This window comes from Paenibacillus sp. FSL E2-0190 (assembly GCF_037992965.1).
GTDB lineage: Bacteria > Bacillota > Bacilli > Paenibacillales > Paenibacillaceae > Paenibacillus_AQ > Paenibacillus_AQ odorifer.
Window position 1 is genome coordinate 5,702,404 of the sequence record NZ_CP150306.1, and the last position, 21,507, is coordinate 5,723,910.

Genomic DNA, 21,507 nt, shown 5'->3' on the forward strand with positions numbered 1-21,507 from the left:
AAGCTTATTGTTATTTCGTTAAACATACTTAACCTATTTATCCACTTAAGAAGCAAACGCTACCATAAAAAGTATAGCAGATGGCTTCATCATTCCCCAAATCCTTATAAAAAAACGGAGGCGTAAGCGCCCCCGCTCTTCTTTATTTCTCAATTAGTTTGAAATCATCAAAATGGAATTCAGGAGAAACAATACAGGATACCAGCGTCGGCTCTTTGCCTAACGAGCGCGCAGCTTGCCATACTCCCGCTGGAACAACCACTTGTGGCTGCTGGCCTGCAGCAATATCGAGGCCCAGAATAACTTCCTGCACATCCTCAGGCTTATCTCCATTACCTCCGAGACTTAGCACGATTGGACTACCGGAATGCCACAACCAAACTTCATCGGACAATACAGTATGCCAATCAGATTGTTCGCCTTCGTGAAGTAAAAAATAAATTGAAGATGCCGAATGACGTGATCCAGAATAGCTATCGCCTAACACTTCCTGCGAAATTTCAAATTCCGAATTCCAAAGTCTTTTGTACCAACCACCCTCAACGTGAGGCTGTAATCCAAGCAGTTCAACTAGCGGTGAAATTTCTTTTTGCGTCACAGTAGCTTCTCTCCTTCAAAGTTAGCATGAACAACAATAGCTTCGTATGCATAAGGTTGTTTTTGCTTTTTACTTTAACGGAATAAGCTCGAATTGTAAAATCTATTTACTGTCCTTGCTCGCTTTGAAGACTTCTGCAATCGCTCCAAGACTTCCCAGCGTTTCAACAGCGCTTGTTGGCAAGAACACTTTATTAGCAGGACCTTTGGCAATCTCAGCCAGAGCCTCGAAGGAACGATAAGCCAGAACATGCTCATCCAGACCTGCCGAACGAATCAGCTCAATGCGTGATTTTTCTGCTTCTGCCACGGCTTGAATCGCTTTAGCCTCACCGTGTGCTTCCAGTTCTTGCGCCTGGCGAGAACCCTCTGCTTGACGGATACGCGCTTCTTTATCGCCTTCTGCTTTTAGAATCTTACTTTGTTTATCCCCTTCAGCGCGTAGGATCATATCCTGCTTGGCAGCTTCCGCCTCCAAAACAATGGCACGTTTGCTCCGCTCTGCTTTCATCTGCTTATCCATCGCTTCCTGAATATCCAATGGCGGTTTGATATCGATAACTTCCACACGCTCGATCCGTACGCCCCACTTCTCAGTAGCTTCATCGAGAGCAAGACGGATGTCCGTCGAAATCTTTTCCCGTCCAGACAAGGTCTCATCCAATTCCAGCTTACCGATGATTTGCCGCATTGTTGCCGTCGAAATGTTTCTTACCCCATACACATAATCAGAAATACCATAAGTAGCTTCCTCTGGTCCAACCACCTGGTAGAAAATAATCGTATCAATCTGCACCTGCACGTTATCCTTTGTAATTACCGTTTGCGGAGGTACATTCGCTTGTTGAATCCGTAAATCATGGTACGTGCGCACCTGATCAATTACAGGAATCAGAATGTTCAACCCCGGTGTCAGCAGACGATTAAATTTACCGAGCCTTTCCACTACGCCTACCCGTTGCTGTGGTACGATTTTGACTGTTAATGCCACAAAAACTACGACCACTACAATAATAATTGCGATAATTGCCCATTGCATTAGTTCATTTCCCCCCATCGTTCTACTTCGATAATCGTCGTGCCTCTTTTCACTACTCTTACAACCTCATCCTTGCCCAGATTCTGATCAGAGCTCGCGCTCCACGTATCTCCGCCTACCTTCACTTGCCCGTAACGTCCCTGCTCTATCGGCTCAACAACTACTCCTTGCCTACCGATGATTTCTGTACCTGTATCCTTGAACCCACGTGAATGGCGAAATCTAGAAACCAGTGGTTTCGAGAATATAGTCAGACCAAGTGCGACCAGTGATCCAAGGACCACCTGAAACAAAATGGCTTCGGGAACAATCAGCGACACCAAACCTGCGGCCAAAGCACCAATACTAAGCCACAATAAATAAAAAGTAAGCGTCATCATCTCAACAACAAACAGGACACCGGCTGCGATCAGCCAAAACACCCACACAACCATCGGTGAGCCCACCACCTTCCGTATGATACTACTATAACGAAAAGAAACATCGATGCGTTGCATAGTTCCATAAAAAAATATCTCAGGCATGTATATGATTTATATTCATTACATCGGTGGTTATGTGTTTCTTCATGAGTTTCTTGATAAAAGCGAGTATACAAATCCAAAAGGGTTCACTTTTTGAAGAGTCACTATAAATTAGAAAATTGTCCCCCTATATCACCTGATTTTATCCCTAGCGCAATTGCAAGCTATGCTTGAGAATAAGAGTTACCATCACCCATTTATATCTAATTCATCCTAATTATCCAACTTCCAAACATCCTCCTCTATTCATTCAAACCATACACAGCATGTTACATCTTTAAAAATCCATGAAACAGCAGCACACAAAAAGCATAAAAGAAAGCGCTTACTGATTGGGTAAGGCTTGATTTGGACCGCTGCTTTTTTGCTGCTGAATCTACGAATTGATCTTCAATAGAATGATAGAAACGCCAAGGGTGATGGTGCACTACAACCGACGGGAGGTGAAGGTCAGGACATCTTGCCGAAAAGAATTTCGAACTACACTTTGAATCTAGGAGGTAGAAATTCAATGATCTTCACGAAAAAAGCTTCACGCAAAACCTTTGCAATTGCGATGATCGCCGCGCTTGTTCTGACACTCTTTTCCACCCTGGGCGGCAGTCCCAAAATAGCCAACGCCGCACAGGATTACAAACTGGTTGGTTATTACGCTTCATGGGCCGCTTACGGGCGTTCTTACAATGTAACTGATATCGATCCTACCAAAATGAATGTCATTAACTACGCTTTTGCGGATATTTGTTGGAATGGAATCCATGGCAATCCCGACCCCACCGGCCCTAATCCGGTGACCTGGTCTTGCCAGAATGAGCAAGGCCAAGCCATCAGCGTTCCGAACGGTACGATTGTTCTTGGTGACCCGTGGATTGACACTGGAAAAAGCTTCGGGGATGACAAATGGGATGATCCCATCAAAGGTAACCTGAAGCAGCTATGGAAGCTGAAGGAAAAGAACCCGAACCTGAAGACCCTAATCTCCGTTGGAGGCTGGACCTGGTCGAACCGTTTCTCGGATGTAGCTGCGACAGCTGCGACCCGTGAGGTTTTTGCCAATTCCGCGGTTGATTTTATTCGAAAATACAAGATGGACGGCGTGGATCTCGACTGGGAATATCCAGTAAGTGGTGGACTCGCAGGCAATAGCTACCGTCCTGAAGATAAAGAAAACTATGTACTGCTGCTGCAAAAAGTTCGCGAAAAGCTGAATACAGCCGGCGCGGCGGATGGAAAAACCTATCTGCTGACCATTGCTTCCGGGGCAGGCCCAACGTATATCAACAATAATAATCTGGCCGGCATTGCTTCCGTTGTCGACTGGATCAATATTATGACCTATGACTTTAATGGGAGCTGGAACACCACCACCGGACATAATGCTCCGTTGTACTATGATCCCGCAGCTTCCGCTTCGGGCTTAACCGAACCGCAAAATTTTAACATCGATAAAGCGGTAACCTCCTATCTTGCGAATGGTGTACCTGCGAACAAGCTTGTACTTGGCATGGCTTATTACGGTCGTGGTTGGGGCGGAGCTCCTGCTTCAGGAAACGGCCAATATCAGGTGTCCGCTGGCATCTCACCAACGGGTACATGGGAAAAAGGCAGCTATGATTTCTATGATCTCGAAGCCAATTATATCAACAAAAACGGTTATATCCGCTATTGGAATGATACATCCAAAGTGCCTTATCTCTATAATCCAACAAATCAAACCTTTATCAGCTATGACGACGTAGAATCCTTTGGCCACAAGATCAGCTACCTGAAGTCCAAGGGTCTTGCAGGTGCTATGTTCTGGGAAACAAGTGGTGACCGGAACAAAACACTAACCAATAAACTAAACGCCGATCTTGGTGGCGGAGTGGTGCAGCCGACACCGACACCATCCACATCACCAACACCTACACCAACTGCAACCGCTACACCTACTGCAACTCCAACTGCAACACCAACACCAACGCCAACTGCAACCGTGACGCCAACCCCAACGCCTACACCGGGACAATGTTCTGCAGCGACCTGGGGTGCAACAACCGTATACACTGGCGGACAGCGTGTCTCCTACAATGGCTCAGTCTATGAAGCCAAATGGTGGACGCAAGGGGATCGTCCTGATCTTAGCGGAACTGATGGGGTCTGGAAATTCATCAGCGTATGCGGAACAGCGACACCAACACCAACTGCAACTGTGGCCCCAACTTTAACACCTACGGTAGCACCAACGCCTACCGCAACCGTTGCACCTACGCCTACTTTAGCGCCAACGCCAACTGCAACCGTTGCACCTACACAAACTCCTTTACCTACCGCTACGCCTACTTCGGAAGGGTCTAGCTGGGGAACAGGCGTTGCGTACAAAACAGGTGATGTCGTCGCTTACAACGGAAAAACATATACCTGCTTGCAGCCCCACACTTCACTTCAGGGCTGGGAGCCAGCCACCACACCTGCGCTATGGAAGCTCAATTAAAGACTTGCAGGAAGCATCGTTCCTGAAATAACATTATCCCCCTTTGGAGGTATATTAAATATGATTGCAAAAGCACGTGCTAAGCGCAAAATATCCATAAGTTACCTTGCTGCGCTAATGAGCCTAATCGTTCTGGTTCCACTTTACACCGGGACAGGTGCATCCTTACCAGTGGCCCATGCCGCGGAAACAACACCTTCCGCTCCCGCTCCAGCAGCTGATCACCCTCGTAAAATCGTTGCTTACTTCCCAGAGTGGGGCGATCAGGAGAACAAAGGATTTTACACCGTAGACAAGATTCCGTGGGATAAAATTACCCATATTAACTACGCCTTCGCCAAGGTAAATCCTCAAACGAACAAGATTGATCTCATGGACCGTACAGCTGCAATCGAAAAAGACTATCCCGGTCAGCTGACCACCCTGCCTTTTAAGGGGCATTTTAACCAACTGGTTAAGTACAAACAGCTCTATCCTGATGTCCGCACCCTGATTTCTGTTGGCGGCTGGTCGGGTTCCGGAGGGTTCTTCAACATGGCGAATTCAGAAGCCGGGCGAGAAGCTTTTGCCAATAGTGTTGTGGATTTTCTGCGTACCTATCAGTTCAACGGAGTAGACATCGATTGGGAGTACCCTTCTGGCACTGGGCAGTCCGGTAATCCTAACGATTTTGCCGTGGCAGAACCGCTGCGTACCGTAAATTACAACAACTATGTTCTTCTTATGAAAAAACTTCGCGAAAAGCTCGATCTGGCAGGTTCACAAGACAATCAGAAATATGACCTGACCATTGCGGCCACCGCCTCTTCCTGGATTCTTGGGGGCATGAAGCTTGGGGAAGCCAATCAGTATTTAGACTGGGCGAACCTTATGACCTATGATTTCCATGGGGCTTGGAATGGATATGTTGGGCCGCATTCTGCACTGTACCCGGATTCCCGCGATACTGAAACTGCTGCGCTGGGTACTCCGGTTCTGAATACCGACTGGGCGGTCCGATACTATCTTGGAACGCTTCCTCCGGAAAAAATCGTGATCGGAGTTCCTTATTATTCACGAGGCTGGAAAAATGTGAATGGAGGCATCAACAATACCGGCCTTTACGGCACAGCTCCGACAACCGGTGGGGGAGCAGATGGCCAATACGGGATCTGGAATGATCCCGCACCAGAGCAGCCTGCTGGTGCAAATCCGATCTGGCATGTGCTAAATCTGCTCAAAGATCCAGCGAATAAGCGCTACTTCGATCCTGTTACCAAAACACCGTACTTGTTCAACGCAGACAAGAAGATTTTTCTTACGTATGAAGATAAGGAATCGCTTGGCTACAAGCTGGATTACATCAAGCAAAAAGGCTTGGGAGGTATGATGTTCTGGGAACTAACGGGCGATTACTCTGAGCAGAGCGATGGCACTTATACGTATGGCAATTCTCTGACCGATTTTGCCTATGATCAGCTGAAGACAGCCTCGCCGCCGGGCGGAGCTCCTAAGCCGCAGTTGCCTGAACCTAAAAACTTCAACCTCAGCTTCAGCGGCGCCTATGATCATCCGAACTATACCTATTCATTAAAAATAACGAACAATACCGGCACAGATATTTCCGGTGGCTGGAAGCTGGAGTTCGACCTGCCAACAACTACAACCCTAACCTCGGCATGGGGAGCCGGTAGCGTTGAGCAAATCTCCACGGCCTGGGATTTCAACCGCTACCGTATTACAGGTACAGCTACTCAAACTATTGCGAATGGAGCTTCACTTGAAATTCCGGGTATGATGAAGCTGAACTTTTCAGGCGGTCCACAGCGAATCACCCTGAACGGAAACTCGTCCCAACAGGAATACGATAAACTGTACGGAGGCATTACACCTACGCCAACACCAACACCGTCTGCATCACCGACACCGACTCCGACGGCAACCGTGACGCCAACGCCAACTGTAGCGCCAACACCTACTCCTACGCCGGGACAATGTTCGGCAGCGACCTGGAATGCGGCAACCGCATATACTGGCGGACAACGCGTTTCCTACAACGGCTCACTCTATGAAGCCAAGTGGTGGACACAAGGCGATCGTCCCGATCTTAGCGGACCGGACGGTGTCTGGAAATACATCAGCGTGTGTGGAACAGCAACTTCTACACCAACGGCAACTGTAGCTCCAACAGTAACACCGACTTTGACACCTACGGTGGCACCGACGCCTACTGCAACCGTTACTCCAGCGCCTACGGTGGCACCAACGCCCACCGCAACCGTAACACCCACGCAAACTCCATTACCGACTGCTACACCTACTTCGGGAGGGTCTAGCTGGGTAACAGGAGTTGCTTATAAAGTAGGTGATGTTGTTGCCTACAGTGGAAAAACGTATACCTGCTTGCAGCCTCACACTTCACTTCAGGGGTGGGAGCCAGCTTCCACACCTGCTCTTTGGAAGCTGATATAATCCGGTGCTCTCCTTGATTCCAACAAGGAGAACATCCCATTATTAGTGCAGAGTCATACTCATTCTCTGGGGCTTACGTTAAGGACCCAGTTGACGTTATTTACAAATTTCAAGCCTTTGGAGCTGTGTTTCGGACTCCAGTGCTGCTATTCCTTATGAAATGCTTCTATTGGGGTGTTTTTCGTGCCCATAGCGACTTTGGGGTCCAGTAGAATCTCAATTATCGGATATAGCTGCGTTTAAGGTCAGCTGTGTCCGGGTAGCCGCTTCATACGGGTGAATGTGCTAGAATCGAACGAAGTTTGATGCTTTGTTTAAGGGGAAGGAATAAAAAACGGGGGTGCCCAGCAGCCATTTCGCGGCTTTTGGACACCCCCACTTTTATATAAAAATCTATTCCTGCGATAGGCCGCCTTCGGCTGCCAGTTTTTTCTCCAGCTTCGCCGTCAGCAGTCGCAGTGCAGTTCCTCGATGGCTAATCTGCTGCTTCTCTTCCAGCGTAAGCTCGGCCATAGTTTTTTCATGTTCCGACAGATAAAATAGCGGGTCGTAACCGAAACCGCCAGCACCTGATGGTTCTGAAGTAATCCAACCTTCGACCGCACCTTCTGCGGTTAGCTCCTGCTTGGAAACTGGATCGTACAGCGATAAAGTACAGACGAACCTAGCTGTGCTCAGCAAAGGCTGATCTGTGTCTTCCCCCTGTTTCAATCTCTCTAGCTCGCTAAGCAGCTTCAGGTTATTTTCCCCATCCGTAGCGTCTTCACCGGCAAAACGTGCAGAGTACACACCCGGTCTGCCATCCAAAGCATCTACACAAAGACCCGAATCATCAGCGAGTACCGGAATTCCAAGTGCATCACCTACGGCTTTGGATTTTTTAAACGCATTCTCTGCAAAAGTAGCCCCGTCTTCCACCACATCGGGCAGATGCGGATAGTCATACATACTCTTAACTGTCAGGCCCAGCGGGGCAAAAGCGTGCTCGAACTCGCGCACCTTCCCCTTATTCTTCGTTGCGACAATGAGAATATTGCCCGTGGAATTCATGTTACACCTCTTGGCCCGGTTGGCCGGAAGGGATTTTCAGAGCAATCGCTCCGAGCGCTTCTTTTTGCGCCGCAATCAGTTCATAAATTCCCTTCTCACCTAGACCTAATAATAGGTCCAGCTCTTGACGCGAGAATGGTCTTTCTTCGCCAGTCCCTTGTACCTCAACAAAAGCACCGCCGCCGGTCATGACTACATTCATATCCACTTTGGCTTTGGAATCCTCTTCATAATTCAGATCGAGCAATGTTTTATCCCCTACAACACCTACACTAATTGCTCCCAAAAAGTCTGTTATAGGAAAAACAGCCAGCTTGTGCTGTAGTGCAATTTTATTAATAGCAAATGCCATGGCAACAAAAGCGCCTGTTATCGAAGCCGTCCGAGTTCCCCCATCCGCCTGAATCACATCACAATCCAGCGTAATACTGCGTTCACCTAACGCTTGTAAATTCACCACGGAGCGAAGCGCACGGCCGATCAGCCGCTGGATCTCCATTGTACGTCCGGTAAGTTTACCGCGTGCAGCTTCACGTTGATTACGGGACTGGGTGGCCCGAGGAAGCATCGAATATTCGGCAGTTACCCAGCCTTTTCCTTGTCCTTTAAGAAACGGAGGCACTTTTTCCTCTACAGTAGCCGTACAAATAACTTTGGTGTCTCCCATCTCAATGATCACGGAGCCCTCAGCATATTTATTCGTTTGGGTCGTTATTGTCAGCGGCCGTAATTGGTCGTCAGTTCGCCCGTTTGATCTCATCTTTTCTGCCTCCTACATCGTATAGCTAATAGTTTAGTGTGAGTCCCGTTTCCCTGTTGTTCATTGCGGCAGTTCACCGTTCGGGACGTTACGTCTTTTTGAGCAACTTTTATTCTACCAAAGAGGAGGCACAAAAGCATCTTTTAAACCTTAGAAGGTCATTCTATAACGGGAGCTCGTTCAAAAATTCAGGTGCAGAAACAGGTTTGCTATAATCCACATTGTCAGTGTCAGTAATCGATTGTTTGCCGTTCAAACGAATTTGAACCAGAGCATCTTCCGTATTTTGCGCAACAGTCAGAACAACCGATTCCAGCAATTCGGCAGGAACTTCCTTCCCATCTGCGAACATATCGTCAGTCAAGGATACAGTAACAACACCGTTTTGTCCGGCTTCAACCGAATCAAGTGATGTCCCCTGTGTCATAACCATTTCCAGACCGTCTCCGGATTCAGGTCCCGCAATCAGTTCATTGATAGCAGCAGTCAGCTGTTCTTGCCCTGCGGGTACAAAGCGCGTAACCGGAACATAATATTGGATACCGTCAGGAGATGTTGTGGAAAAATAAACAGTAACCGCACTAGAGTTCATCAAAGATGGACCTTGTTTTGGCAGGTTAATGCCCATTGTGCGGGACAGCGGGCGATCCAGCGGAGTGCCTTGAAGCGGCATTTCCGTAAGCTTTTTACCATCTACCCAGAACTGCACACCTTTAATGTCATCTTGACCGGTAAGTGTCCAAGTGATCGCTTCAAGGATTTTGCGTTCATCCGCAGCATCGTAGTTGTTAAATTCCGAATTGAACTCAACAACTGCCAGATTCGACTTGTCTACCGTAATGCTTTGCACCTCAGTTCCAGCTGGTAGAATGCCTTGGAAGCCTTCTGGCAATGAGGACGCATATTCTCCCTTATTCACTAATGCCATTAAAGAGTTCTTGAGCGTGCTGGAATCTTTGCTTTTTGGCAGATTTAGCGACACTGGAGCGAGTAAGCCATTTCCATCTTCCAAATATACGGTCGTCCGGTCACCGGAAGCCGTTGCTTTATCCGTTGCTTTAGCGGTTTTGGTGCTGTCCTTCACAACTGCTTGTGCATCATCCTGAGCCACTGGACCAAATACACCTGAATCCAAAGTATTATTTCCCTCTGTCTGTAACATCTGCGCTTCAACCTCAGGTGGCGGAGCATCAATCGATGCTGATTCCGAACCGAACAAGCCGCAACCGGACAGTGCCAGTGGAACTGCGAGTAGGCAGACTGCGGAAATCCCGCGGATTTGTTGCATTGTTTTCATCATTTATTACCCCTTTCAAGGTTAGATAGCATTTGTACTGCTATGTATACGAGACCTTTGTCCAAAAAATAACAACTGCTTATCCTAAATTGTTGGAAAAGCCTGTGCGCTTTATTTTCAGGTTAGGTTGGATCTAGATTTTAATTCACATAGACTCCGTTTTCTGGACAAATACTTTTTCTAAACGTACAATCTGAGATAACACCAGCGCTTAACATCATGCTAACGAACGTTGTAATGCAAAGACTTAACTTACGAGGTGACTAATCATGGCTGATGAACCAATCGCAAAAATACCTTACAGTCTGAACAGCAAGGCAGTCGCAGATGCGACCAAAATGTGGTTGAATAAGCGTGGAGTAAACCTGCAGGAAATCGCAGAGCTCGTTATGTTTCTGCAAAAAAAATATTATCCAAACTTAACGATGGAAGAATGTGTCCATAACGTTGAGATGGTACTCAGCAAACGAGAAGTGCAAAATGCGGTACTTACGGGCATTCAATTGGACATGCTCGCGGAGGAGGGGAAGTTGTTTCCACCGCTTCAGGATATGATCGAAAATGATGAGGGATTATACGGAGTGGATGAGATTCTGGCTTTCTCCATCGTAAATGTATATGGCAGCATTGGCTTCACCAACTATGGTTATGTGGACAAGCTTAAGCCAGGCGTTCTTGAACGGTTGAACGACAAAAACACCGTACAGATCCACACCTTCCTCGACGATATCGTCGGCGCGGTAGCCGCTGCAGCTAGTAGCCGAATCGCACACCGTAAGCAAGCTGAGCGTGAGATAGACCTCGAACTTCCGCATTCACCTGAGGATCGCGAAGAAACTGCAAGGAAACTTGCAGAACATGAAAAATAACCGGAGTAACCGGTGTTTTGGGTACACTCTGAGAATTAAAAAGCGATTGTTTCGTAACCCTTGCGGGTTATGAGACAATCGCTTTTTTTAAGGTTGGGTTGGGACCGCTTTAGGGAAAAACTCCCTAAAAAATACCGAAAATCGTTCAAAACCTAAGTTATTAGGGAATTCTCCCCTAATAACTCTACGAAAACCTTAATTTATAGCTACATTCGTAGATTATTAGGGAGAAATTCCCCAATATTCGCTCTACACTCCAACAAACCTCAAAAAACAGGGAGAAATTCCCCAATTAGTCAATACCAACACTTAGCTACTCGGCAAGATGTGTTTCTACCCACGAATAGCGGCATCTGAGTCCGAATGATCTGTGTGAAGCATGAGTAAAGTAATCAAATCTGAATCCGAATGCTCAGCGTAACGCATGAGTAAAGTAATCAAATGGTAGTTGGTAATGCGATCGGACTCAGGTGACACTATACTCACATATCCCCATTGATTTGGACACTTTCGGACTCCAGAGTCGCTATTCACTCAAAAATGACCAATAACAACCCATTACTCTAGCAATAACGCCTCTCCGGTCCGATACTAACCTCAAAAGTCTCAAAATCCACGAATAGCTGCATCTGAGTCCGAATGACCTGCATAACGCATAAGCAAAGTAATCAAATGTTAGTCCAAATGATCTGTGTGACGCATGAGAAAAGTAATCAAATGTTAGTTTGGTAATGCGATCGGACTCAGGTGACACTATTTCCATAAAACACCCTTGATTTAGTCACTTTCGGACTCCAGAGTCGCTATTCACTCAAAAATGACCAATAACTACCCTCTGCACTAGCAATAACGCCTCTCCGGTCCGATACTCACCTCAAAAGTCTCAAAATCCACGAATAGCGGCGTCTGAGTCCGAATAACCTGTGTGACGCATGAGTAAAGTAATCAAATGTTAGTTTGGTAATGCGATCGGACTCAGGTGACACTATACTCACATATCCCCTTTGATTTGGACACTTTCGGTCTCCAGAGTCGCTATTGACTCAAAAATGACCAATAACAACCCTCTGCACTATCAATAACGCCTCTCCGGTCCGATACTAACCTCAAAAGTCCCAAAATCCACGAATAGCGGCATCTGAGTCCGAATGATCTGTGTGACGCATGAGTTAAGTAATCAAATGTTAGTTTGGTAATGCGATCGGACTCAGGTGACACTATACTCACATATCCCCTTTGATTTGGACACTTTCGGACTCCAGAGTCGCTATTCATTCAAAAATGACCAATAACAACCCATTATTCTAGCAATAACGCCTCTCCGGTCCGATACTAACCTCAAAAGTCTCAAACTTCACGAATAGCTGCATCTGAGTCCGAATGATCTGTGTGACACATGAGTTAAGTAATCAAATGTTAGTTGGGTATTCGATCGGACTAAGGAGCTCAATATTCATATAAATAGCACCGAATTATACTCTCTACCTAGTCACTAAAACCAAAACCCAAAAAAGAGCAGTCCCAATAACACAAGACTGCTCTGTACCTCTACTAGATCATAACCTTCACATCTCAATTCATTTCATCATTCATCACTAATCATCATCGCTCATCATTCATTTCATCACTCTTCGATCGCGCTAGAAACTCTAACTAACATGGTCTCCAGCACTTTCAGATGCTGCAAACAAGATAGCACCGTCCGCCTCTATCATCACTGCCCGCTCCCGGCGCATCAGCTCCGCCAGATGCGCCAGTGTCTCACTCATTGCAAAGCGCATCTGGTGAACGGTGGTTACCCGGCTGCGAAACAGAATTTCGCAGACGGCGAAGCCGCTCAGCGGGCCGTTTGCGAGCAAGGCTGCCGTGGTATCCAGCCGCTCCTCATGATGAGCGAGCAGACTGCTGACCCGGTGCGCGAAGCCCGTGAACGGTTCCCGATGACCCGGGAACGCTATGCTGACCGGGTAGCTCCCCAGCTCCTGCAGCCCCTGAAGAAACGTCTGCAGCGGCTGTGGATCGCTGCCTGGAAGCAGGCTGACATTGGGCGAAATCTGCGGCAGCACAGCATCGCCGCAGATCATTTGCCCGCTGCCCGCATGATAGAAACTCACATGTCCCGGTGCATGTCCGCCAGTTACAATCAATTGCCATTCACGGCCACCCATCCCGAAAGGCTCTACCTCATTCAGATAAGTTACAACCGGCTGCGGCTCCACTTGCGCGTCAAAGCTCTCCAAATGCGCTTTTATTCCACTCGACCATTCTTCCGACATTCCGTGTCTGATGAAATATAACGGCAAAACTTCATTGATATCCGTGTCACCGCCCCACATCAACATCGCTTCGGCATGAGCACGTTCAGTCATCCATACTTTACATCCGGTCTGCGACTGCAACCATCCCGCCAATCCATAATGATCGGGATGATGATGCGTTACGACGATATCCCGCACGTCCTTCCACGACAATCCCAGCTCCTGCAGGATCGCATGCCAGCATTTTTCTGTCTCCGGGCTACGCGGACCCGGATCGATAATAGTAATTCTGCCATCCTCATCGGGAAGAATATAGCTGTTCACTTGACGAAGCGGCGAGTCCATGGGTACCGAGACCTGAAGAATGTTCTCGTCCCATGAAGTGATATCCGCCTTAGACATGGTGCGATCACCGCCTTTGAATCTTTTTCCTGATACCATTACGATCGAATTCCACTAAAAATCATCCGCGTGGAGCTTGCTGCATTATAAACCTCATCTTCATAGCTGCCATGCACAGCTTCGAGCTGTAAACCCGCTTCCTCGATCATTCCGCTGAATTTCTCCAAGGAATACAGCTTCACACGTTCATGATATTGACGAGGTGTAGAATCATTCTTAGAGGTTAAAATGATGTCCTTCTTCACATACCCATCCTCGATCCGCCGCGACTCATCAATCAGATTCTTTCCATCCTCACGGGTAGAATGCGGCACCAGATGACGAATCACATACGCAGGGTTCAGATAATCAATAACAAACTTGCCACCCGGCTTCAACATCCGATAGATTTCACGCAAAACCTTTACCTGCTCCTCATCCTCTTCAAAATAACCAAAGGAAGTGAACAGATTAACCACAGCATCGAAACCTCCTATTAACGGTAGGTCCCGCATGTCAGAACGCAGCCAAGTTACCTGCTCCGCTCCTTTTTGAGATCTTGCCTCACGCAGCAATACCTCTGATAAATCTACTCCAGTTACCTCGTACCCTGCTTCCGCAAGCGCCAGTGAATGACGTCCCATCCCACAACATAAATCCAGCACTTTGGAGCCTGGCGGTAGTCCCAGCCACGAGATCATTCGTTCAACTTCTTTACGAGCTCCACCAAAGTCTCGATGTTTGTATACGACCAGATAATCCTCTCCGAAGCTCTTTTCATACCATTCAGTCATGTTGTCTCTCCTCCCACAGGCGTCTTCCTGTAACTCCACTCTATGTATGTTAATGTATCGCCATTGTACAGTCTTTTACTCACAAACTCAAAGAAGAGTTGTCACAGTGGAGCGCTCAGCCCCTTCATGACAACTCATTCCTGTAGCTTCCCTTACACAAGCTGCTGCAAATATACTCGTGCTTCATAAGGACGAAGTTTAAGCGGTTGGATCTGCTCATCTTTTTCCACGGAATAATTAGAAATTAACAGCTCAATATTGTCTGGTTGGAACTCCGCTGGCCATTCGAATACAGGCTCTCCATCATAAAAATTCAGAATAACCAGCAGCCGCTGATCTTCTAATGTCCGAGTATACGCATATATCTCTGTATGCTCTGCGAGCAGCAGCCCGTAGGCTCCATAAACGATGACTTTGTGTTTTTTTCTCAGGGCAATCAGCTGTTTATAGTAGTTGTAGATGGAATCGGGATCTTTAATCGCATTGCCAGCGTTGATCTCCATATAGTTGGAATTTACTTCGATCCAAGGAGTCCCCGTCGTAAAACCACCTGCGTGACCATCGTCCCACTGCATCGGGGTGCGGGCATTATCCCGGCTTTTATGATGAATGGCAGACATAATCTGCTCTTCTGGAACGCCGTTTTTTCGCTTTTCTTCATAATAATTAAGCGTCTCTACATCCCGGTACTCATCAATGGATTCGAAACAGACATTCGTCATTCCAATTTCTTCGCCTTGATAAATATAAGGTGTGCCTTCCAGCATGTGAATGAAGGTCGCCAGCATTTTAGCCGAAGGAATCCGGTAAAAAAGGTCGTTCCCAAACCGGGACACTGCGCGCGGCTGGTCATGGTTGCAGAGATAATTCGCATTCCAGCCTTTGTCATGCAGAACCGTCTGCCAATTACTCATAATCTTTTTCAGCTCCAGTAAACTCCATGGGACGACATCCCATTTTCCACTACCTGCCGAAGCGGCATCCAGAAACATATGCTCAAATTGAAAAGTCATATTCAGCTCTCTACGCCCGTCCCCTACATAATCTAGCGCCTGCTCCGGTCCAAGTCCTGAGGTCTCTCCTACCGTCATAATATCGTAGAAATAAAGCACTTTATCATATAAATTCTGTAGCAGGGTATGCACATCTGCCAGATTGGAGAACATTCCATAAGCCCTTACGGTAGGTGTTCCACCTGGATTATCCGCATCCGGGTAACCTTTCGTCTTCACGATATGTGCAATGGCATCAAAGCGGAATCCGTCCACACCCTTCTTCAGCCACCATTCCACCATCTCATGCAGCTTATCAATGACCACCGGATTCTCCCAGTTCAGATCAGGCTGATATTTGGAATAGAGGTGAAGGTAATATTCATCGGTCCGCGGATCAAGCTCCCACACCGAGCCACTGAAATAAGACTCCCAGTTATTCGGGGGACCTCCATTTTTTCCTTTTCGCCAAATATAGTAGTCCCGTTTCGGATTATCCTTCGACGATCTGGATTCAACAAACCATGGGTGCTCATGTGACGTATGGTTCAGAACCAAATCCATCATCAGCTTCATCCCACGTGCGTGCATCTCCCTCAGCAAATGGTCAAAATCATCCATCGTGCCAAATTCCTTCATAATGTCACAGTAATCACTGATATCATAACCGTTATCATGGTTTGGTGATTTATAAATAGGGCAGACCCAAATCACGTCTACACCTAAATCCTGCAGATAATCCAGTCTGGATATGATTCCTTGCAAGTCTCCAATCCCATCTCCGTTACTATCCATGAAGCTAATCGGATAAATTTGGTACACGACACTCTCTTTCCACCATTTCGGGTTCATTTCTCGGTTACCTCCTATTTAGCTATATGTAGAGTTTAACCACACAAAGCCTAGTAGATAACAATTTACTCCTACTTCCCTAGTCCCTTTTGATATTGTGAGGGCGTAAGTCCGGTCCATTTCTTAAAAGTGGCACTGAAGTGGCGTTCTTCCCCATAGCCCACTAACTTTGCAACGGCGTACATTTTTAAGTTTTGGCGGAGCAGCTTTTTTGCCTCTTCTACCCGGTATTGATGCAAGTAATCGAGAAAATTCACACCCAGCTCCTGGCGGAACAGTGAACTTAAATAAGTATTAGATACATAAGCTTCCTTCGCAACATACTCCAGAGATAGATTGGTATTATATTTGTTACGGATGATCTCAAGCGCTGTAACTACTGTTCGATGCAGAGGGCGATGTTTAGAAAAAGCCTCCACCACATTCTGCATGATCTTATTCAGGATCGTAGATAATTCTTCCAGCGTCTCGATCTGTGGTGCCTGCTCCATCCAATTGACCAAATGCTGCTTCCATTCAAATCCAGCTACTTGTTTTTCCTGCGCAAGCCTCTTAAGGCGAACGACAAAAGCTGTTGCCCGAATATTCACCTCCTGCTTGAGGCATCCGGGGTTTCCGCGAAAACGTTCCAGCCATTGCTCCAGCAGATCGAGGGCAAGCTCATTACTTCCTGCACCGACTGCCACAAGCATCTCATCCTCCAGCACATTTAATTCAGGATCATCTAAAATCCCGATCTCCTGTGCGCCACCCCCAATAACTCCTGAGCCTTCTGTATAAAAATAAACGCCGCCTTTCCCATTCAGAAAGCGGGATTCCATGGCCTGAAGCGCTTCTTTATAAGACAGATGAGCTTCCGAAATATCCGCACGACAGGAGCCTACAGCAATACTGATTGACAGCTTGAGGTATTTCTCCAGATTGCTTTGCAGCATCCCAATCTGCTCTTTTAAATAGATGGGGGTTCGGTAAGACTTGCGGGAATCCGTTCCAGCTAAACCACTGCCGATCCAGAGCAGGAGATTGCCATCATGGAAGGTCTCGATTTTTCCTTTATAGATAGGAGACAAGGTCTCACTAATAATATTTAGGGCCGCGTAACGTAAAAGTACAAAATCCTGTCCAGACCCACCGGCAGAGGGAGGATCAAAATCAAAGCTGACCAGCCCAATCTGCGGACCTTCGTGACTAATAGCCATAGCTAACTCACCGATCAGCTCCTGCCGCCGCTCCAGCGGAACCGGAGGATGATGAATCCATTGGGACAGCACTTGGCTTTTGACAAGCGGTGCATTTTTATGCCAGGAACGATCTCTTTTTAGCTGCTCATTCTCCTGACAACGCTGCCTTTCAATTAGCTCCTTAGCCTTGAGTACCGTCTTCAGAATTTCCTCCGGCCGGCACGGCTTCAGCACATAATCGACAACCCCCAGCGCAATCGCTTGTTTCGCATAAGAGAACTCATTGTAGCCAGATAAAATAATCGAGCGAAAGTCGTAACCGCGACGCCGTCCAGCTTCGATTAGCTCCAGACCATTCATCTGCGGCATGCGGATATCCGTTAACAATAAATCCGGCTGTTCAGACTCCATCAGAGCCAGCGCTTCACTTCCGTTCCCCGCCTCGCCCATTACCTCAATCTGATGCGAATTCCAGTCAATCATATTGACGATACCCTCACGGATGGTGTCTTCGTCTTCAGCAATCAGCAGCTTCAGCTTCATCATTTAGGGACCCTCCACAGTGATATGAATGATAATACGTGTGCCTGCTCCTTCTACACTCTCTACTTGCAATGAGGCTCCGGCAAAAAACAAAGCTAAACGTTCCTGTACATTCGAGAGTGCAAACCCCGAACGTCCAGCATTCTCCTCTTCCTCCGTAATAGAGCTTCCTCTCGCTAAACGCTGATGTAGCTCCTGAAGTCTTTCCGGCGTGATTCCCACCCCGTTATCTTGAACTTCGAGCACAATAGTCCTATCTTTGCGGAAGGCGCGAATCGAGATTAGTCCGCTTCCAGCCAGTGGCTCGATCCCATGAATCACTGCATTTTCCGCCAGTGGCTGGAGCAGCAGCTTCGGAACTGTAAAATCCTTGATACTCTCATCCAAGGTAATTTCGAACTCAAAACGTTCTCTAAACCGATTTTTTTGCAGGAACAAATAATTCTTTACAAGCTCTACTTCCTGTTCCAATGTAAACGTATCCCGCCCATCATTTAAGCTCAGCCGGAATACTTGAGAAAGCGAATAGACCATATCCGCTATTTCTTTGTCGCCCTTCTTCTCAGCTTCCCAACAAATCGTATTCAGCGTGTTATATAAAAAGTGCGGCCTGATCTGTGCCTGAAGCGTTTTCAATTCTGCTTCCTGCTGCTTCAGTTTGGAGGCATATACATCATTGATGAGCGATTTGATCCGCTGAACCATTAGATTATAACCATGGCCCAAGAGACCAATCTCATCATTTCCTTCAAAAAATACGCGCTGCGTGAAATCCCCTGTCTGGAATCTGCGCATGGAGCGGGAAAGCTTTTTCAGCGGTTTCGTTATTGAGGCGGCGGCGAGCCAGGTAACCATTAAGCTAACTGCTAAGCACAGAAAAGCGATCGTCACCGTGACCTGTGAAATCTGCCCCAGCTCTTTGACAAGCTGCCGTTTGGAATGCACCACCACTACATACCAACCCGTCGTTTCTGACTGCAGATGCGAGACAATCCACTGTTTGTGATCCGCTGTAGACTCCAGTCTCTGCTCTAGGTTCAACTTAGGATCGCTGTCCGCAAAATACGGAAGATCAAGATCTCTTTTACCGATCCAGCTCCGGTTAGAAGCCGTAATGATGAGCCCGTCTCGATCAACCACAAACATATCTACATCATCTTCAGAGTTGTCTAGATATTGGCTTCCAATCTTACCAGCATCGACCCCGATCACCGCTAGCCCTGCCGGTTTTAAAGTATATACATTCTTGATAATTCTGGAAAGTACAATCTTATGATAATGATCACCAACAAATATGCCATCCGTGGGTCTGGACAATCCAAAGGTTGGACTGCCTGCGGCTTCAACGGCTTCCTTGTAGTACGAGGTTTGGACAAAGTTAGAGAACTTCATGCCAGTCGTCAATCCGGCTTGGTTCGCAGCAAAAGGCTCCGCCCCGTTATTCTGGTCTTCCAAAGAGTATAGAATCAGGGATTGAATCGAATTGCCAGCGACCATCAGGTTGGTGACCGTTTTAAATACGGAATTACGTTCTTTTTGTGCTTCTGACGACACTAAGAGCCGCTGCACACTTTCATCCAGAAAGAGTGTATTGGAAAAAGAAATCATTCCCCTCACCATCTCATCAATCTGCTCTGCTGTTTTCCGGGTCAGGTGATCCTGTGACTGTTTCATTTTCTCCACCACCTGCTGCGAAGAGATCTGATAGGAGTTCCACCCCATAGCAAATATAGTCACGAGAAGCAGCGGCACAAACCATAATAACAGCTTAAACTGGAGCGGAAGATGGCGATAACGGCTTAATAAGCGGATGTTTCGATTCATGAGAACCACCTTCATGTATAATCAATAAATGTGTAAACCAAGTATAACTGAAATCATTAAACCCTGAACCAGCTTTTTACAATCACTGAAAAATGCCTACATAGTTCTTAAATATGGACCATGTTTCTATCGGTCATAAACTCTTAAGATGGGGATGCAAGAAGAAACGACATTGTCGTCCTCGTTTGATGACAGCCGTTCTCGTGGAAATATATCTCATAAAAAAGGTGGGTTTTTGATGAAAGGTAAAGGAATAAAGCTAGCACTTATGAGTCTAATGCTACCAGCTCTGCTGGCAGGCTGCGGTGGCGGAAATAACAATGCGAAAGCTACCAATGCACCTACAAATGACAAGGCCGAAGCTACTGCCGAAGCAACAGCTAGTGCAGGGGAAAACACACCCGCCGAAAAAATCACACTGAAGTTCTTCACCGCGCTCGCGGATCGGGCCAATGGTTCAGGTAAGGTAGAGCAAGACATTATCGATGCTTACATGAAAGAGAACCCTAACGTCAAGATTGAAGTGGAAGCGCTTCAAGATGAGCCTTACAAATCAAAAATCAAAGTATATGCCTCCAGCAATCAGCTGCCTGATATCATTCAAGCCTGGGGTCAGCCCTCCTTCCTGAGTCCGCTGCTGGATAACGATCTACTGCTTGAACTGAACAGTGCTGACTTCGAAGGTAATCAGTTTGTGTCCGGATCCATGGACGGCTTCAGTAAAGACGGTAAGCTTTACGGCTTGCCGCGTGGTGCCGACTACATGGTGATGTACTATAACAAAAAAATATTTGCTGACAACGGCATCGAGGTTCCAAAAACAACAGATGATTTGCTTGCCGCCGTCAAAACACTTCGTGCCAAGAAAATTAACCCGATCGCTATGAATGGTATGGACGCTTGGACACTGCCTATCTGGTATGAATTTGTAGCCCAACGTCAGACTGGCGATTTCAATACAATGGATGAAGCTGTTGCACGTAAAATATCCTTTACAGATCCTAGTCTGGTTGCAGCTGCAACTGAAATGCAACAATTCGCCGATGCTAAAGGTTTTGCCGATGGCTGGCTGACTGCCGATTACGGTGCTGCACGCAACTTGTTCGGACAAGGGCAAGCTGCCATGTTCTTTATGGGCGCTTGGGAGTCGGGTCTGGCAACAGACGAGAACTTCTCTGAAGAATTCCGCAATAACGTAGGTGCTTTCGCATTCCCAGCTTCAGCTAAAGGTAAAGCAACCGATGATGCCGCTTGGTATGGTGGTGGATATGCAGTCAGCAAAAATTCCAAACATGCTGAAGCCGCTGTTGATTTCTTGAAATATTTCTTCGCTCCAGAGCATTGGTCTAAAATGCTATGGCAAGCTGGCGCGGGTACACCTGCGCAGCAATTCGATCAATTCCTAACGGGTAACGAAACCCAGCTGCAAAAAGAATTGATTGAAGTGTTCAGCTCCATGACCTCTTCCAGCGGTACTCCACTGCAGGATGTGGGTGACGATGAGTTCAAGCAAAAGGTAATGGAGGCGCATCAAAGCCTGCTATCTGATGCGATTACCCCTGAAGAATTCGCCAAAGCACTGGATGCTGCATCTGATAAATTCGCTGGTAAATAAACCAGAG

Annotated in this window: 15 protein-coding genes; 4 read left to right on the plus strand and 11 right to left on the minus strand. The window is 47.0% G+C overall.

All coding sequences use genetic code 11. The features are described from left to right. Positions 1 to 142: 142 nt before the first annotated feature. From NST25_RS25085 to NST25_RS25095, 3 genes are all read right to left on the minus strand, one after another. Positions 143 to 598 (minus strand): cupin domain-containing protein, encoded by a 456-nt coding sequence (locus tag NST25_RS25085; RefSeq protein WP_036686965.1) that lies wholly within the window; start codon positions 596 to 598, stop codon positions 143 to 145. Positions 599 to 700: 102 nt separating this feature from the next. After that, positions 701 to 1,636, minus strand: a complete 936-nt coding sequence (locus NST25_RS25090; protein ID WP_076129203.1) for an SPFH domain-containing protein — start codon at positions 1,634 to 1,636, stop codon at positions 701 to 703. Then, positions 1,636 to 2,070: an NfeD family protein gene (locus tag NST25_RS25095; protein WP_076129202.1), complete on the minus strand. Its 435-nt coding sequence runs from the start codon at positions 2,068 to 2,070 to the stop codon at positions 1,636 to 1,638. Before NST25_RS25095 ends, NST25_RS25090 begins: the two co-directional genes overlap by 1 nt. Before the next feature lie 601 nt (positions 2,071 to 2,671). Here NST25_RS25095 and NST25_RS25100 point away from each other — a divergent pair. After that, the gene (locus NST25_RS25100) at positions 2,672 to 4,633 is read left to right on the plus strand and encodes a glycosyl hydrolase family 18 protein (RefSeq protein WP_340033585.1); all 1,962 of its coding nucleotides are present in this window, start codon (positions 2,672 to 2,674) and stop codon (positions 4,631 to 4,633) included. Positions 4,634 to 4,693: 60 nt separating this feature from the next. Beyond that, positions 4,694 to 7,084 (plus strand): glycosyl hydrolase family 18 protein, encoded by a 2,391-nt coding sequence (locus NST25_RS25105; protein WP_340033587.1) that lies wholly within the window; start codon positions 4,694 to 4,696, stop codon positions 7,082 to 7,084. A 393-nt stretch (positions 7,085 to 7,477) separates the two neighbouring features. On the opposite strand, the gene NST25_RS25110 is transcribed toward NST25_RS25105, so the two are convergent. The 3 genes from NST25_RS25110 to NST25_RS25120 form a co-directional block, all read right to left on the minus strand. Next, the gene (locus tag NST25_RS25110) at positions 7,478 to 8,134 is read right to left on the minus strand and encodes an XTP/dITP diphosphatase (RefSeq protein ID WP_076129200.1); all 657 of its coding nucleotides are present in this window, start codon (positions 8,132 to 8,134) and stop codon (positions 7,478 to 7,480) included. A gap of 1 nt (position 8,135) precedes the next feature. Then, the gene (gene rph, locus NST25_RS25115) at positions 8,136 to 8,894 is read right to left on the minus strand and encodes a ribonuclease PH (protein ID WP_036686952.1); all 759 of its coding nucleotides are present in this window, start codon (positions 8,892 to 8,894) and stop codon (positions 8,136 to 8,138) included. Positions 8,895 to 9,057: 163 nt separating this feature from the next. Then, positions 9,058 to 10,191 (minus strand): GerMN domain-containing protein, encoded by a 1,134-nt coding sequence (locus NST25_RS25120; RefSeq protein WP_175617402.1) that lies wholly within the window; start codon positions 10,189 to 10,191, stop codon positions 9,058 to 9,060. 269 nt (positions 10,192 to 10,460) lie between these two features. Between NST25_RS25120 and NST25_RS25125 the strand changes: the two genes are divergently transcribed. Next, positions 10,461 to 11,060: a phosphatidylglycerophosphatase A gene (locus tag NST25_RS25125; protein WP_340392718.1), complete on the plus strand. Its 600-nt coding sequence runs from the start codon at positions 10,461 to 10,463 to the stop codon at positions 11,058 to 11,060. 1,649 nt (positions 11,061 to 12,709) lie between these two features. Here NST25_RS25125 and NST25_RS25130 read toward each other — a convergent pair. The 5 genes from NST25_RS25130 to NST25_RS25150 form a co-directional block, all read right to left on the minus strand. Next, positions 12,710 to 13,720 carry an MBL fold metallo-hydrolase gene (locus tag NST25_RS25130; RefSeq protein WP_340392719.1) on the minus strand — a complete coding sequence of 337 codons (1,011 nt, stop codon included), beginning with the start codon at positions 13,718 to 13,720 and terminating at the stop codon, positions 12,710 to 12,712. Positions 13,721 to 13,758: 38 nt separating this feature from the next. Then, complete coding sequence (locus NST25_RS25135) at positions 13,759 to 14,493, minus strand: class I SAM-dependent methyltransferase (RefSeq protein WP_076186340.1); 735 nt, start codon at positions 14,491 to 14,493, stop codon at positions 13,759 to 13,761. Between the two features lie 152 nt (positions 14,494 to 14,645). Continuing rightward, positions 14,646 to 16,337 carry an alpha-glucosidase gene (locus tag NST25_RS25140; protein WP_076186343.1) on the minus strand — a complete coding sequence of 564 codons (1,692 nt, stop codon included), beginning with the start codon at positions 16,335 to 16,337 and terminating at the stop codon, positions 14,646 to 14,648. Between the two features lie 71 nt (positions 16,338 to 16,408). Next, positions 16,409 to 18,064 (minus strand): response regulator, encoded by a 1,656-nt coding sequence (locus tag NST25_RS25145; protein WP_038573084.1) that lies wholly within the window; start codon positions 18,062 to 18,064, stop codon positions 16,409 to 16,411. After that, the gene (locus NST25_RS25150; protein ID WP_340392720.1) at positions 18,065 to 19,885 is read right to left on the minus strand and encodes a sensor histidine kinase; all 1,821 of its coding nucleotides are present in this window, start codon (positions 19,883 to 19,885) and stop codon (positions 18,065 to 18,067) included. Between the two features lie 238 nt (positions 19,886 to 20,123). Between NST25_RS25150 and NST25_RS25155 the strand changes: the two genes are divergently transcribed. Next, the gene (locus NST25_RS25155; protein WP_076129193.1) at positions 20,124 to 21,500 is read left to right on the plus strand and encodes an extracellular solute-binding protein; all 1,377 of its coding nucleotides are present in this window, start codon (positions 20,124 to 20,126) and stop codon (positions 21,498 to 21,500) included. The last annotated feature ends 7 nt before the right edge of the window (positions 21,501 to 21,507 follow it).